We start from the raw sequence: 15,735 nt of genomic DNA, 5'->3' as shown, positions 1-15,735 counted from the left end.
CGATGCGAAATTTCCCGCGAATCCTGTCGGCGGAAACGCTGAAAATGTCCAGATCCGGCATTTGGCTGATTATTCTGGCCAGCCCGCTTCTATCGCTATTGATCGGAGCATCAATCTCGGTTCCCGCAGGAGCTGACCCTTGGCCAATCATGTTAGGCAGCATGGTCATGCTGCATGGCATGCTGTTCCTGCCCATCATGGCTGGGCTGTTCGCGGCCTACGTCTGCCGTTACGAGCATACCGGCGGAGGCTGGAAGCAGCTGCTTGTGCTGCCCGTATCGCGTACAGGCGTCTATCTCGCCAAATTTGCCGTCGTGGCCGGCCTGCTTGCGCTAAGCCAGCTCTTCTTCCTCCTGGCACTGATCGGGGCGGCGAAATACCATGCCTTCCCAGGGGCCATGCCATGGGGCATGTTCCTGAAGAGCATACTGGGTGGCTGGGTCGCCTGCCTGCCGCTCGTAGCGCTGCAGCTGGGCGTATCGCTGAACTGGGCGAGCTTTGCAGCACCGCTGTCGCTGAATGTCTCGCTGACGATTCCGAACATGCTCATCGTCAACTCGGCCACCTACGGCCCGTTCTATCCCTGGGCCCAGCCAGTATTGGCGATGATGCCCAGCGGCGAAGCCGATTTCGGCGCCTTTAACCTGCCTTACCAAAGCCTGCTGATCACCGTAACGGGCAGCTTCCTGCTGTTCTTCCTGGCCGGTCTTACCTACTTCCGCCGAAAAGAAATTTAGTGCCAGAATTTAACGCCGGCACATTAATTTATAGAGGGGCTGTCCTAAAGTCATTCTAAATGACTGAGGGGCGCCCCTTTCTTTCAGGAGGCCTTTCGCTTCTGCGGAATCCACTTGTTCCCTTGTCTGCATCCCATTCTTTAGCTATTTTATATAAGCTGTCGGATACTTAGCTGTCGAACGCTAAATTGTTGGATGCTAAGTTGTTGAATGCTAAGTTGCCGGACACTAAGTTGTCGGATGCTAAGTTGTCGGATGCTAAGTCTCGGACGCCAAGGTGTCGAATACTAAGTCAAACACTAAGTCGACACTAACCTGCCATGTACAAGCTGCGCCGAACACTAAATGGAATTCAAGTATCTAATAATGCTCTAAACGAACACTTCAAGGGATTAGATGGATTGTATGCACCTAAAATCAAGAATCCAGCCCATAATCGCCTTCTCCTTTCTTCTAACGACATGAAATCCATTTAAATCTACTTCCCTCTCCTTGCAACAGAAACTAACTACTATAAATCCATTTAGCAACGTACTGATTCTGCTGGGCTAATTCTGCTGGGCTAACTCTGCTGGGCTAATTCTGCTGGGCTAATTCTTCTGTTCTTGTTCCTTGTTCCTGTTACTATCCACCTAAATTCGAAAAAAACAAAAAATAAAAGCTGTTCCTAGCGTCATCCATCCGAAGATGACCTAAGAACAGCCTTCAGCTTGTATTTCAGGGGTTAAGCGTCTCGCTCCAGTCACGCACCATCGTGCCCTCCAGCAGCTTCTCGCAGTCCATCGCCGCCATACAGCCTGAGCCCGCTGCGGTAATCGCCTGGCGATAACGCGTATCCTGCACGTCGCCGCAAGCGAATACGCCTTCGACATTCGTGATCGTCGTTCCCGGCTTAACAAGGATATAACCATGCTCGTCCGTCTCAATCTGTCCGCCAAGGAACTTCGTATTCGGCGTATGGCCAATCGCAACGAAGATGCCGTCTGCCGGAATCAGCTCTTCCCCATTCGTTGTATTGTTCCGGACCTTAAGGCCGATAACTGCGCCATGCTCGTCCGTCGATACCTCAAGCGGGGTGCGATTCAGCGCCCATTCGATTTTCTCATTATTTCGAGCGCGATCCTGCATGATCTTCGAGGCACGAAGCTCGTCGCGCCGGTGCACAACGGTCACGCTGGTGGCAAAACGCGTCAGGAAGCTCGCTTCCTCCATCGCAGAGTCGCCGCCGCCGATCACGATAATTTTCTTGCCGCGGAAGAAGAAGCCGTCACAGGTTGCGCAGGTGCTTACCCCGCGCCCCACGTTCTCCTTCTCGCCGGGAATGCCTAAATATTTGGCGGAAGCCCCCGTAGAAATGATGACGGTCTCTGTCTCCAGAACTTCGCCGCCCTCTAGGGTCAATTTGAACGGCCGCTGGCGAAGCTCCACCTCCTGTACCCATCCGCTGCGGAACTCGGCGCCGAAGCGTTCAGCCTGCTTCCGCATCTGATCCATTAGCTCCGGACCCATAATACCCTGCGGGAAGCCGGGGAAGTTCTCTACTTCCGTGGTGGTCGTCAGCTGCCCTCCGGGCTGCATCCCCTCGATCACGAGTGGATTCAAGTTGGCGCGGGCCAAGTATATCGCTGCCGTCAGACCCGCCGGCCCCGTTCCAATTACAATCGCTTTGTACATTATCCGAACCTCCCTGGTAGTCATTGTTCATTAAATCAATTCATAATTCGCCTATGATACATTATGTAATTGATCCTATACACAAGTTTTACCCAAGAAAGGCCTGTCTTACCCTTCCGTCCGGCAATCGGCGGACGGACCGGCATAGTTATTATTGCACGAAGGGAAAGGTAACCGCCTTTTCCTTCCCATTATCCTGCACCTTGCATACCTGATTCATCCGCCGGGCGTAACGGCTGGCCGTCGATGCGGAAATCCCGTATCGCTTCGCCACCTCCTCATAGGTGAGCGCTTTGCGGTGCATTCTTGCCGTCAGATAATCGAGCGCGGCCGCCCAGCCTTCGATATGGGCCATTGCCGGAATGTCCGGATATAAACGAGTCAAAAAATCTACCCATAACGATTCGATGTCATGCTGCAACCGCAGGTCCGAAGACTTGCCAATCCGCTTGATGGCCAAATCGACCACCGCCTGCCATTCGCTTCGCCATACTGGCAAGCCGGAGCCTATTTTGCTGGGATCGACCATGATCGTTGTCCCGTCTTTCCATACGGGCACTGGATCTTTTACCCCAATAGACCGCAGCACCAGAACAGCCATGTCTTTTAAATACACATTCTCCTCTGGAATAAGCAAAAAGGCGAGCAGCGCCTCTTCTACTTCCCGGTCGGCAATCATGCCGAGGGCCTGAATAACTTGAAGCTTCGTACGGTGATCTCCATGGCGCAGTGCCCAGAAGAAGGAAGCACGGATGAGGGGATTATCCCGAATTTCCGGAGGGAAGCCGTTCTCCCATTTCTCCGGATGCTTCAGTTGCTCTTCAAAAGGAAGGTTATAATGATAGCTAATCGAAGGATATTGCCCTTGCAGTTCATCATCGTCCAGTCGATTCAAATAAAAAGAAGCGATGCCCGAACCGGGATCCAGCTTGTCTAGCTGCCGCCAAAGCGCGCGCGCAGCCGGATAGCGTCCGGTATTGCAAGCCGCCGCCGCCGTGTAATGATATAGAACAGGATCGCGGTTCACCTCATGGTCTTTAAGCAGCCGCCTGAAATGCGTATAAGCCGCTTCATGCTCCCCAAGTATCCCCATCGTCGTAGCCAGCTTGAACAGATGCTCCTGATGGAAAGGAGCTACAGCCCTGAGCAGCCCCCGTAGCCTGTCCAATTCGGCAGCATGGCCCTCCCGCTGCAGAAATATAGCCAGGTTGCATAGGCCGTGCAGATTGCCGGCATCCCGCTCTAGAACTCCGTTAATGGCCTCCATCGCCTGCGGGAACAACCCCAAATAATAATATCCTAATGCCAAATTGTTACGGGCGGCCAGAAAATCCGGATGCTGCTCGACAATCTCCTCCAGGAGCTTCACGGCCTGGGCGAACTTCCCCTCTTCGAGCAATTCACGGGCCAATTCATGCTCGATCATGCCCTCACGCGCTTTGATACGCTTCAGCTTCGCCGGACGCTCCAGCTCATATTGCAGCAAATCCAGCATCTCTTCAGCTTCGGCCAGAAATTGTCCGCCTTCATCCTCTTGCAGATACGTAATTAATGCCTCTTCCGCCGCTTCAAACTGCTCCATATTCGCATAATTATTAGCCATGTAGAAATAACATTCCGTCAAGGACGGATCAATGTCCCGTAAAATGGCAGACAATACGGCATTAGACGCCTCATAATCGCCCATTTCCGACAGTATGCCCGCCATATTGCAATGATTCACCGGGTTGCCCGGCTCATATTCCACCGCTTTACGAAAATATTTCAATGCCTTGTCATAGCGATTGCGGTCCAGCGATGAGACAGCTCTCTCAAAGAAAAAGTTCGCATCCATGGACAGCCGCAGCACATTCGCCTGCATGCCCTCCATTGGGATTCTGTTCTTCTTCACTCAAGGCACCTCCTTCTATCTCTATCTCTCCACACAGTATACCATAGAGGAAGCGGTCCTCCCACGGGAAATCGAGGAGGTAAAATACGGATTATCGCCTGATTTAGAGGAAAAATCCAGCTTGTCCCGAAGTATAATGTGGATACAAAATTTTACAAATGGAGTGAGTTTGTTGACTATTTTATGGGAAAATATCATCCTTACTTTGTTAGTTATCCTCGTCCCCCTCGCATTGATTGCCGGACTGGTTGTCTGGCTCATATTAGGAAAAAGCCGCCGCAAGCCCTAAAACCAAGAAAGAGCCGAAAATCCCCTTTAACAGAAGATTTTCTGGCTCTTTTCTGTTCTGCTTGCCTCTTGACCAAGAATTTAAATACCCCGATCCCTGAACAAAGCAGCGATGGATCCGCCCTCCGTAATAAGCTGGATCGCCTGGGACAGCATCGGCGCAACGGACAGCACCTTAAAATGGGCCGGCGGCTGCTCCGGCAGCTCGATCGAATCGGTCACCACGACTTTGCGGATGTTCTTATGATGCAGGCGCTCAACAGCCCGGTCCGAGAACAAGCCGTGCGTTGCGCAGACGTAGGCGTCATTGGCCCCGCGTTCCTTCAGCCCCTCCACGACGTTCACGATCGTGCTCCCGGTGTCGATCAAATCCTCGATAATGATCGGTGTATAACCCGCAACATCTCCGATGACATGCGTAATGACCGACTCATTATGAGCCGGCCGCTTCTTGATCATAATGGCGAAGGGAGAATCCAGCCCGCTGGCCAGCTTCTCCGCCATCGAAGCCCGCCCGGCATCAGGAGATACAACGACCGGATTCGGAATGTTCTGTGCCTTCAAATATTCAGTCATCAGATCAAGCGCGGTCAAATGATCGACAGGAATGTTAAAGAATCCTTGAATCGCAGGCGCATGCAAATCGATCGTCGCAACCCGGCTTGCCCCTGCAGTGGTCAGCACATCGGCCAGCAGCTTCGCGGAGATCGGTTCCCGTGGAGCTGATTTCCGCTCCTGCCGCGCATAACCGTAATAAGGCATGATGACATTAACCGTACGCGCGGAAGCCCGTTTGGCCGCATCAATCATGACCAGCAGCTCGACGAAGAGCTCATTGATCGGATGGGAAAGGGACTGCACCAGAAACACGTCGGAGTTGCGGATGCTCTCTTCATAGTGCACATAAATCTCTCCGCTTTTGAATCGGGACAGCTTAACCTTGCCGGGCTCGACCCCGAGCCGCTTGCATATATCCGCCGTCAATCTTGGATTCGATGAACCCGCAAATATTCTCAGCTTGGATCCCATAACTGCCTCCTGGATCATTATTGTAGTCGTTTATGTGGGTTATTCATTGCTCTCTAATCCTGCTCCAGTGGAATCATTCTGCGCTGCCGTTCTGTGAATGTAGCCAGCTCCCGGACTCCCAATCCGTACAGCGTGGCCCGCGCCTTATCCAGGTGTTCGCTTAGCTTCAGAGGATTATGGGCATCGGAGCCTACCGTCAGCGGTATTCCCAACTGGATCGCCGATTCCAAGATACGGTTGGCCGGGAACATTTCAGCACAAGGCTTGGATAATCCCGAAGCATTGAGCTCCATAGCGATTCCGGATTCGGCAATAGCCGCCAAAGCGGCCTGCTCCAAAGCCTTTGTCTCTGCTTCCCGCTCCGCGTCCGGGACGTTGCCAAAGCGCTTGATGACGTCAAAATGCCCAATGATGTCATAGAAGCCCGTCTTGGCGGCTTGGCCTATTGCTTTATAATAACGCTCATACACGGCAAAGACGTCCTGGCCGTCCCAGTTATGTACCTGGCGGTAGTCGGAAACATCCCACTCCCCCAGGAAATGCACTGATCCGATGACATAATCCCACGGATAGGCCTGAATGATCTTCTCGATATCGGCTTCCCAGCCCTCGATATAGTCGCCTTCCAGACCGACCTTCACGTCGATCTGGCCGCGGTACTTCTCCTTAAGCGCAAAGGCCTCTTCCACATAACGCGGCAGTTCGTCCTTGGGCATAGCCATTTCAGGATAGTAAGTCTCCGGGTCTACATGCAAAAGCGGCATATGATCGGATAAACCGATTTCGGACAGGCCGATCTCGATGCCCCGGACGACATATTCCTCCAGACTGCCTACGGCATGGCCGCAGCGGGCATGATGCGTATGATAGTCTATCCAATAATTCCTCTTCTTTGCCATTTATAATCCCTCGCTTGCGCCTTATTAATCCCGGCGCGGACGTTCATGACGCCGCTCCAGCTCCTGCATAATATCATCAAGCGGCAGATTCCGCTCGCGCAGCAGTACAAGCAAATGATAGATTAAATCGCTGACCTCGTAACGCAGCTCGTCATTATCCCCGTTTTTGGCGGCGATGATCGATTCCGCAGTCTCTTCGCCCACTTTTTTCAGGATTTTATCGATCCCTTTATCAAAAAGATAGGTCGTATACGCCCCTTCAGGACGCTCCTTGTACCGCTCGGCAATCAGCTGCTCGAGCTCGGCCAGAACGGCGAATCGGCCGCTTGCCGTGCCGCTATTCGCATCGCCGGCCCCTGCAGCCTGATCCTCAGCTGCAGCAGCCGTGCGATAAAAGCAGCTGTCCTCCCCGGTATGACAAGCCGGGCCCTGACGGTGCACCTCAACGAGCAAGGTATCGCCGTCGCAATCATAGCGAAGGGACATAATTTGCTGCGTATTGCCCGAGGTAGCCCCCTTGTTCCACAGCTCGGCGCGCGAGCGGCTCCAGAACCAGGTCTGCCCGGTCTCCAGAGACTTCTTCAGGGAATCCCGGTTCATGTAGGCCAGCATCAGCACTTCCTTGGAGGCGGCGTCCTGCACGATGGCCGGCACAAGGCCGCTCTCGTCCCATTGAATGGCCTCTTCCAGCTGATTCAGCGGAAGCTGCTGCTTAAGTTGCTGAGTCATCGTATTTCCACTCCTCTGGATATCAGATCCTTTTTCAAATCCGGGATCGCAATCTCTTTATAATGAAAAATCGTTGCGGCCAAGGCAGCATCCGCCTCTCCTTCGGTAAACACGTCATAGAAATGGGACACTTTGCCCGCGCCGCCGGAAGCAATGACCGGAATGCCTGCCGCACGGCTGATCGCCTTCGTCAAGGACAGGTCGAAGCCATCCTTGGTACCGTCAGCGTCCATGCTCGTCAGCAGAATTTCGCCCGCGCCTCTCGACTCGGCCTCCAGCGCCCACTGGACCGCACTCATTCCCGTCGCCTTCCGTCCGCCGTGGGTGTAGACCTCCCAATCCTTCAGCTCCTCGTTATATTTCGCGTCGATCGCGACAACGATACATTGGGAGCCGAAGCGCTTCGCTCCATCAGAGATCAGATCGGGATTCAGCACGGCTGCGGTATTAATGCCGATTTTGTCCGCACCCGCACGCAGAATCCGCTTCATATCCTCCACCTGGGAAATGCCTCCGCCTACGGTGAAAGGAATGGAAATCTCTCCGGCGGTCTGCTTCACGACTTCAACCATCGTCGCCCGCCCTTCGTTCGAAGCGGAGATGTCCAAGAAGACTAACTCATCCGCGCCTTCCCGGTCATACAGCGCCGCGAGCTCGACCGGATCCCCTGCATCCCGCAGGTTTACAAAATTTACGCCTTTTACGACCCGCCCGTCCTTCACGTCAAGGCAGGGAATAATTCGTTTTGCGAGCATGATGGATCAATCCTTCCTCGAATAGTTTCCTTCGGCCTTAAGCTGCCGCATTCTGCTTCAAGCGCCCCTTTGAGGGCCCTTGATCTTGTTGATCCTAACCGCCTAACCCTAGCCTTGGATCGCCTTAATTGCTGCTGCGAGGTCGATGCTGCCGGTGTACAGCGCCTTGCCGACGATCGCGCCGCCTACGCCCTCTTGGGCATGTGCCGCAAGCTTAAGGAGGTCATCCTGAACTGTTACGCCGCCTGAGGCGATAACCGTGCGTCCCGAAGCCTTCGCCAAAGCGACAATGGCCTCCACGTTCGGCCCCTGCATCATCCCGTCGCGGGAAATGTCCGTAAAAATAAAGGTCTCCGCCCCCTTGGCCGCCAGCTCCTTGGCGAGTACCTCCGCCTGAACCTCGGAGGTCTCCAGCCAGCCGCGCGTAGCAACGAAGCCGTTGCGCGCATCGATGCCGATAGCAACTTTATCGCCGTAGGTGCCAAGCACGGATTCTGTAAACTGGCGATCCTCGATGGCCGCCGTCCCGAGAATAACCCGGCTGACGCCCAGCGACAATAGGCGCTTCACATCCTCCAGCGTCCGCAGGCCGCCGCCTACTTGTACTGGAACCTGGACGCTGCGGGCGATTTCCCCGATCAGCTCATCGTTTACCGGATGGCCTGCCTTCGCTCCGTCCAAATCGACGAGGTGAATGAACGTGCCGCCCTGCGCTTCCCACGACTTGGCGACCTCTACCGGATTATCGTTGTATACCGTTTCACGTCCATAATCGCCCTGGACCAGGCGAACACACTTGCCTCCCCGGATATCAATCGCCGGGTAAATGATAAATGAAGACATAACCCCTCGTTCCTCCGCTCTATACTTTTCCTCAATCTGAAAAAGTGATTTCGATTTCACGCTATCTTTTGCTTGCTGCCTTTTTCATTCTGGACAGAAAATGCATGCCGCCGCAGCCTAAAACCGCTGCTTCTCCTACGCGCTGCCTTTCGCCTCTGCCAAGGCCAGGAAGTTGCGCAGCAGCGACATGCCCAGCTCCCCGCTCTTCTCAGGGTGGAACTGCATGCCGTATACATTGTCACGGCCTACGATCGCCGTCACCGGATGACCGTAGTCGGTCACGGCGATCAAATCGCTCTTCGCTTGCGGCTCGACATGGTAGGAGTGGACGAAGTACACATGCCCCTCCTCCAGCCCCGCAAGCAGCGGGTTGTCCGGCTGCAGGAACGCCAGCCGGTTCCAGCCCATGTGCGGCACTTTGTAGTCGCCGCCCACAAAGCGCACCGCCCTGCCCGGCAAAATGCCGAGGCCCTCGTTGCGCCCATGCTCTTCGCTCTCGCCGAAGAGCAGCTGCATGCCGAGGCAGATGCCGAGCAGCGGTGTGCCGCCGGCGGCAGCCTGCCGCACGACGGCGTCAAGCCCGGTGCCGCGCAGATGCGCCATGGCGTCGCCGAAGGCGCCCACGCCTGGCAGCAGCACGCCATCGGCACCGAGGATCGCCGCAGCGTCGCTGGTGATGAGCCCCTCGTAGCCAAGGCGCTCGACGGCTTTGCTGACGCTGTGCAAATTGCCCATTCCGTAATCAACGATGGCAATGGCCAAAGTTAGAGCACTCCCTTCGTTGACGGAACGCCGCTAACGCGCGGATCAATGCTTGTAGCTTCATCGATGGCACGTCCGAGTGCCTTGAACACAGCTTCGATCATATGGTGTGTGTTCTGTCCGTAATGGACAATAACATGCAGTGTAATGCGCGCCTCCAAAGCCAGCTTCCACAAAAACTCATGCACCAGTTCAACATCGAAGCTGCCCACCCGGCCCGATGGATACTCCGCACGATACTCGAAATGCGGGCGGTTGCTGCAATCGATCACCACTTGGGCAAGAGCTTCATCCATCGGCACAAAGACGCTCGCATAACGCTTGATGCCTCTCTTATCCCCCAGCGCCTCCCGTAGACATTGCCCCAGGCAAATACCGATATCCTCGACGGTATGATGATCGTCGATTTCGATATCGCCGTGCGCTTCCACCGTCAGATCAAAATGCCCATGCTTCGTAAACAGGTCCAGCATATGATCGAGAAACGGCACATCTGTCTGTAGATTGGACTGTCCGCTGCCGTCCACGGAGAAGCTCAATTTAATATCCGTCTCGTTCGTCTTGCGGCTAACGCTTGCGCTCCGCTCTCTTGCCTCTTCATAATTCGTTGTCATCAACATTCCCTGCCTTTCCTTCTTTACGCATCCGTATTTCGATCGCCCGCGCATGGCCTTCGAGACCTTCGCGGCGCGCTAGTTCCATAATCGTCTCGCCGTTCTTAAGCAATGCTTCCTTGCTATAATAAATCAGGCTTGATTTTTTGATGAAATCATCCACATCGACCGGGGAGGAATAACGTGCGGTTCCATTCGTCGGGATAATATGATTCGGACCCGCGAAATAATCTCCCACTGGCTCTGAGCTGTATGGTCCGAGGAAGATCGCCCCGGCGTTCTCAACCAGGCCGAGGTATGCTATCGGCTCTTCTACCATCAGCTCGAAGTGCTCCGGCGCCAATTGGTTAATCACGCCGATTCCTTCTTCAATGGAATCGACAAGAAGTATGACGCCATACTTCTCGATCGAGGCCGCGGCAATGTCACGCCGAGGCAGAACCGCCAGCTGGCGCTGAACTTCCTCCTGACATGCTTTGGCGAAGGCCTCCGAGGTCGTGACGAGAATAGCCGATGCCATCTCATCATGCTCGGCCTGCGACAGCAGATCGGCAGCAACGTAGGCCGGGTCAGCACTGTCATCCGCCAGCACGGCGATTTCACTTGGCCCCGCGATGCTGTCGATGTCGACCGCTCCATACACTTCCCGCTTCGCCAAAGCGACATAGATATTGCCCGGTCCGCAGATTTTATCGACAGGCGCGATAGTCTCCGTGCCGTAAGCAAGAGCGGCGATAGCCTGCGCACCGCCGACCCGGTAAATTTCATTCACGCCGGCTTCCGCAGCAGCCACAAGGATATACGGGTCGATTCCTTCCTTCCCGCTCGTCGCTGGCGGCGTCACCATAACGATCTCCGGGACGCCTGCCACCTGGGCTGGGATGACATTCATCAGCACCGAGGAGGGATAAGAGGCTTTACCGCCGGGTACGTATACGCCAACTCGCTTAAGCGGGCGAATGATCTGACCCAGCATGCTGCCGTCAGGCTGCAAGTCCATCCAGGAATTGCGCTTCTGCCTGGCGTGGTAGGCGCGGATATTCGCGGCCGCAGCCGATATCGCCGCTACAAAGGAGGGTTCGACCTTATCATAAGCGGCCCGCATTTCCTCCTCCGTCACTCGCAGCGTTTCCGGCGACAGCTTCATGCCATCGAGCTGCTCCGTATATTTAAGAAGCGCGGCGTCCCCTTCATTTTTTACAGCGCTTACGATCGTCTTGACGGCTGCATTCTGTTCTGGCGAACCGTAGTCTACCTCCCGCTTCAGCTGAAATTGTCCCGCCGATACTATTCTCATCCCTGATTGCCCCCCATCACTGGCTATGTTCTTTCCGTTCCTGCGTTTTTTCTTCCTGTTCCGTTCCTAGCTCTCGATGCCTGAGCCTTGAATCACCCGGTTTAGAGCGTCGCATACCGCCTGGATTTCACTGTTCTTCATGCGGTAGCTCACCCGGTTCGCCACCAGACGGCTTGTGATTTCAAAAAGACTTTCCATCTCCACAAGACCGTTTTCCCTTAACGTCCGGCCGGTTTCTACCATATCGACGATGCGGTCTGCGAGGCCGATCAACGGCGCCAGCTCGATGGAGCCGTTCAGCTTGATGACCTCGACCTGCTGCCCCTGCTCGCGGAAATACTGTGAAGCGACATTCGGGTACTTCGTCGCTACGCGCTGATGAATGCCGGGCTTCCATTCGGGCAGTGCGATAACCGACATGCGGCAGCGGGCAATTCCCAAATCAAGCAGTTCATACACATCGCGGTTCTCTTCCAGTAGCACATCCTTGCCCACGATGCCGATATCAGCTACCCCGTACTCCACATAAGTCGGCACGTCCACCGGTTTGGCCATAATAAATTCCATGCCGATCTCCGGCAAAGGAATAACTAGCTTGCGCGACTCATCCACATCGTTCGGAATATATAATCCCGCTTCGCGGAACATAGCCGCCGCCTGTTTATATATACGCCCCTTGGGCATTGCTACCTTAATGATCTCTCCCAAAGCCAAAGCCCTCCCTTCTTAACTGGTGTAGGTCAGAAACTGACGAAGCTGAGAATCTCGCCGTATGCCGGGCCTAGCGGGCCGCTGCGCATGTTTCTGGCCACGGTCTCAGATAATAGGTCCTCCGGTCTGTCGGTATGCTTCATCACTACGCTGCGCCCTTCCGCCCGAAGACGGGCCGCCTCAGCAAAAGCAAGCTTGCGGTTCACTGCATCATATTGCAGCAGGATCGGGAGCTCACGCTCCACCTGCATGCCGTCCACGCCATCCAGTATCCGATTGGTTTTCAAGGAGAACCCCGTTGCTGGAGCCGGCCGGCCAAACTGCTGTAGCAAGTTGTCATAGCGCCCCCCGCTGCAGACTGGGAAGCCCAGCTCCGCCGCGTATCCTTCAAAGGTCATTCCCGTGTAATACGAGAAATCGCCGATCATCGTCAAATCGATCATCACATGCTGGGCAACGCCATAATCCTCAAGTGCATCCCATACTTGGCCAAGATGCTCTATCGAGGCCTGGGCTAGTGGATTGCTGCTCAGTTCAAGAGCCTGATGGCATATTTCCTTTCCTCCACGCAGCTTAAGAACGCCTTCCAGCTCATTTTTCTGCGCATCGGTCAAGGACAGCCTTGCCAGCGTCTCGCGGTATCCCACGTAATCGCGGTGCATGAGTACTTCCTTCAGCGTGTCCCTAACTTCCTCGCTATCGGGAATCGCATCCTCGAGCAATCCGTTCAGGAAGCCGACATGACCCAAAGCGATCTTAAACGTTGTAACGCCTGCCGCCTGCAGCGAAGATACCGCCAGGGCAACCACCTCGGCATCCGCCTCCGGGGAGTCGTCCCCGACGAGCTCCACGCCTGTCTGGAAGAACTCCGCTTCCTTCCCCGCTTCCTCCTCGATCGCCCGGAACACGTTCGCATGGTAAGATAATCTAAGCGGCAAAGGCTCCTCCCTTAATAATGAAGAGACCACCCGCGCAATCGGAGCAGGCATGTCTGAACGAAGCACCATCGTCGTCCCCCGGCTGTTCAGCAGTTTGAACAGCTTCTGATCGGACGTTGAACTCGCTACGCCGACCGTATCGTAATATTCCAGCGTTGGCGTCATGATTTGACGGTAACCCCAACTTGACATGCAATCCAGTACGCTGCGCTCGATAGCCCGCAGCTTCTCTACAGCAAAAGGCAGGTAATCGCGCACACCAGCGGGTTTTTCAAATCCTTTCGGTTTAGACAAGACTTTCACCTCTCAGTAGATTAACTATATAATGTCATTTGCTTTATCATATTAAAGTGCTACCATACTACCAAATTAAAGGGTATGGCATATTTTATCATACTTGCTTCCGAATCGTCAACGCACAGCTAAATGGCTGCATGTGACAGCAAAAATACCAGCTATTACAACTTTAACATACCTGCGCCTATTTGACAGGGAATCGGATAAAACCGTTTGCGGCTCACCAGCGTCTTAACTATATAAATGTAATGGCCTGCTCATTTACCGCCAGGCTTCAGGCACGAACGAACAGCCAGCCACACACAGAAAGGAGCCGGAAAGTGCAAGAAAAAGAATGGGCGGCAGCCGCATGCCTCGGAGATGAAGACGCCTTCTACATGCTGGTGTCTTCCCAGAAAAGAAAATTATTCGGCATCGCCCACAGCTATTTAAAAAATGAGGCCGATGCGTTGGATGCAGTCCAAGAAGCGGTCTGCCGCGCCTGGATCAAATGCCGGAAGCTGCGGGATCCTGATGCCTTTGTGCCATGGCTTATCCGCATTCTGATCAACTGTTGTCATGATGAATTAAAATACCGCAAAAGAACATGGCCGCATCCTGCCGAGGCAGCCCAGGAGAAAACAGAAATGATCAGCGTTTATAAACTGGATCTTGAACTGGCGCTTGAGCGTCTGAAGCCCAAGTATCGCGACGTACTGATGCTTAAGTATTATCAGGATATGACTCTGACCGAAATCTCACGGGTTCTCCAGCGGCCGGAAGGCACGGTGAAGACCTGGCTGCATCAAGGATTAAAGCAAGTACGGGAACATATAAGAAAAGGAGGCGAAGGATATGCCGGGGAAGTTTGATTTTCATCGAGAGGTAAAACTGCTGACGGATTATTATAAATCCCACGATGCCGCTGCGGAGCAAATCTATGAAGAAAAATTAGACCAGGCATTGCTTGCCGGGATCTCATCAGGCCATTCTCGCTATAAACGCTTCGCTCATCATTTCCCTTGGAAGCTTACGGGCGCGCTGCTTGCCTGCTGCCTCTTGCTGTTCGGCGGCTGGCAGATGTGGACATCGGACAACTTGGGCCGTTCTGCCTTTCATGCGTCCCGCTCAGACATCCCAAGTTTCGTATACAACAGCATGACGCCCAAGCTTAAGGATGCAGCCCTCCATGGTCTATACCAACCCATAAATGAAACGATCACGCAGGGCAATTACCAAGTTACGATTGACGGGGTTCTTGCTGACCGTACCGAGATGGTTGTATTCTATACAGCGGTTAATTTACTAGGGAATGCCCCCATTTTTGCCCGGGACGCCAAGTTTCTGGACGCCCAAGGGAATGGCCTAGGCGTTATGGTTGATTATCCATCCTCTGATGCTAAGCCGGGGACTCCATCTAACGTGCAGCATGATAAATTTACGGTTTCTTTTCCTAATCATAATGTGCCTGCTCAATTCAGTTTCTCCGCAAAATGGGGTCATCCGCAAGCGTCGGATGAAGCCCATGAACTCATGGAGTTTCCTATTCAGCTGGATTCCAGTAAATATGCCGGATTGGAGCACAAAATCGAGGTTAACCGTTCAGCAACGGTTGGACCATATTCTTTTACGATTACGGATGCTATTTTGAATCCATTGACTACAAGGGTCTATCTCCGAATTGAATCCGCCAAGGAGAATTTATATCAGAGTCTGATCGATCCTGTTCTATGGATAACTCAGGAGGGCTCACGAAAATCCCTTCCTATGCAAATGTCTACAACGAATGCCAGGCCAAATGAACTTCTTATCCAATTTGACAGCCTGTATTATGCCAAGTGGCAGGACCTATCATTTGGTGCATCTGGAATAGAAGAAGCTCTTGGGAAAGATTTAAAGCTTGTGCTCGATACGGAGAAACAAAAAATTGTCTCTGCTCCGAATGATTCCGTTCGGCTTACCCGCGTGGTTCCAACCGAAGAATTTATAGACATCTACTTTGAACTGGATCACATTTCCGACCGAAGAGCTCTATACTTCGACTTAGATGAGGAATTCACGGATGGAGACGGGAAGAAGCATACACTAATGGTGGGGCGGTCAAGCTACTATCGATCCGATGAGGCCTTCGAAACGTTTCACTATAAAATAAAGCCGGGAAATTATATCCAGCCGTTAACCTTTAAGCTTCTGTCCTATCCCGGAACAGATATCAACCAGCCTTTTGAAATTCCGCTTCTCACCGGAAACAATCCTGCCAAGCAGCCGTAACCACGGTTTTTGAAAATAAGA

At 53.6% G+C, this 15,735-nt stretch carries 15 protein-coding genes; 3 read left to right on the top strand and 12 right to left on the bottom strand.

The genetic code is table 11. The features are described 5' to 3' along the window. The first annotated feature begins 2 nt into the window (after positions 1–2). Positions 3–737, top strand: coding sequence for an ABC transporter permease (locus MKX50_RS00830; RefSeq protein WP_339158132.1), 735 nt, complete (start codon positions 3–5; stop codon positions 735–737). A 717-nt stretch (positions 738–1,454) separates the two neighbouring features. Here MKX50_RS00830 and trxB read toward each other — a convergent pair. The 12 genes from trxB to MKX50_RS00770 all read right to left on the bottom strand — a co-directional run bounded on the left by trxB (position 1,455) and on the right by MKX50_RS00770 (position 13,461). Continuing rightward, a complete protein-coding gene (gene trxB / locus MKX50_RS00825) occupies positions 1,455–2,411 on the bottom strand; it encodes a thioredoxin-disulfide reductase (protein ID WP_213594786.1) in 957 nt (318 codons plus the stop codon). A gap of 151 nt (positions 2,412–2,562) precedes the next feature. After that, positions 2,563–4,281 (bottom strand): tetratricopeptide repeat protein, encoded by a 1,719-nt coding sequence (locus tag MKX50_RS00820; RefSeq protein WP_339159955.1) that lies wholly within the window; start codon positions 4,279–4,281, stop codon positions 2,563–2,565. A 390-nt stretch (positions 4,282–4,671) separates the two neighbouring features. Next, complete coding sequence (locus MKX50_RS00815) at positions 4,672–5,619, bottom strand: ribose-phosphate pyrophosphokinase (RefSeq protein WP_213594788.1); 948 nt, start codon at positions 5,617–5,619, stop codon at positions 4,672–4,674. 53 nt (positions 5,620–5,672) lie between these two features. Beyond that, entirely contained in the window at positions 5,673–6,518 is an 846-nt protein-coding gene (gene hisJ, locus MKX50_RS00810) for a histidinol-phosphatase HisJ (protein ID WP_339158130.1), read from the bottom strand. A 24-nt stretch (positions 6,519–6,542) separates the two neighbouring features. Beyond that, entirely contained in the window at positions 6,543–7,247 is a 705-nt protein-coding gene (gene hisIE, locus MKX50_RS00805) for a bifunctional phosphoribosyl-AMP cyclohydrolase/phosphoribosyl-ATP diphosphatase HisIE (protein WP_339158129.1), read from the bottom strand. Beyond that, a complete protein-coding gene (gene hisF, locus MKX50_RS00800; protein ID WP_155612469.1) occupies positions 7,244–8,002 on the bottom strand; it encodes an imidazole glycerol phosphate synthase subunit HisF in 759 nt (252 codons plus the stop codon). The genes hisIE and hisF overlap by 4 nt, the downstream gene beginning before the upstream one ends. Positions 8,003–8,110: 108 nt before the next feature. Next, on the bottom strand, positions 8,111–8,845 hold the full coding sequence (hisA, locus tag MKX50_RS00795) for a 1-(5-phosphoribosyl)-5-[(5-phosphoribosylamino)methylideneamino]imidazole-4-carboxamide isomerase (RefSeq protein WP_213594794.1): 735 nt from the start codon (positions 8,843–8,845) through the stop codon (positions 8,111–8,113). A 135-nt stretch (positions 8,846–8,980) separates the two neighbouring features. Continuing rightward, a complete protein-coding gene (hisH, locus tag MKX50_RS00790; RefSeq protein ID WP_339158127.1) occupies positions 8,981–9,607 on the bottom strand; it encodes an imidazole glycerol phosphate synthase subunit HisH in 627 nt (208 codons plus the stop codon). Between the two features lie 2 nt (positions 9,608–9,609). Beyond that, positions 9,610–10,221 (bottom strand): imidazoleglycerol-phosphate dehydratase HisB, encoded by a 612-nt coding sequence (gene hisB / locus MKX50_RS00785; RefSeq protein ID WP_339158126.1) that lies wholly within the window; start codon positions 10,219–10,221, stop codon positions 9,610–9,612. Then, complete coding sequence (gene hisD / locus MKX50_RS00780) at positions 10,205–11,518, bottom strand: histidinol dehydrogenase (protein ID WP_213594807.1); 1,314 nt, start codon at positions 11,516–11,518, stop codon at positions 10,205–10,207. Before hisD ends, hisB begins: the two co-directional genes overlap by 17 nt. Positions 11,519–11,584: 66 nt before the next feature. Next, positions 11,585–12,226: an ATP phosphoribosyltransferase gene (gene hisG / locus MKX50_RS00775; RefSeq protein ID WP_339158125.1), complete on the bottom strand. Its 642-nt coding sequence runs from the start codon at positions 12,224–12,226 to the stop codon at positions 11,585–11,587. A gap of 32 nt (positions 12,227–12,258) precedes the next feature. Next, positions 12,259–13,461, bottom strand: a complete 1,203-nt coding sequence (locus MKX50_RS00770; protein WP_339158124.1) for an ATP phosphoribosyltransferase regulatory subunit — start codon at positions 13,459–13,461, stop codon at positions 12,259–12,261. 323 nt (positions 13,462–13,784) lie between these two features. Here MKX50_RS00770 and MKX50_RS00765 point away from each other — a divergent pair, with 323 nt between their 5' ends. After that, positions 13,785–14,315 carry a sigma-70 family RNA polymerase sigma factor gene (locus MKX50_RS00765; RefSeq protein WP_244996873.1) on the top strand — a complete coding sequence of 177 codons (531 nt, stop codon included), beginning with the start codon at positions 13,785–13,787 and terminating at the stop codon, positions 14,313–14,315. Continuing rightward, a complete protein-coding gene (locus MKX50_RS00760) occupies positions 14,299–15,714 on the top strand; it encodes a DUF4179 domain-containing protein (RefSeq protein ID WP_339158123.1) in 1,416 nt (471 codons plus the stop codon). Before MKX50_RS00765 ends, MKX50_RS00760 begins: the two co-directional genes overlap by 17 nt. Positions 15,715–15,735 lie beyond the last annotated feature (21 nt).

Origin of the sequence: Paenibacillus sp. FSL W8-0186, from assembly GCF_037969765.1 — a bacterium.
Lineage (GTDB): Bacteria > Bacillota > Bacilli > Paenibacillales > Paenibacillaceae > Fontibacillus > Fontibacillus woosongensis.
Note: the sequence above shows the minus strand (reverse complement) of the source record. Positions and strands in the feature narration are given on the sequence as shown.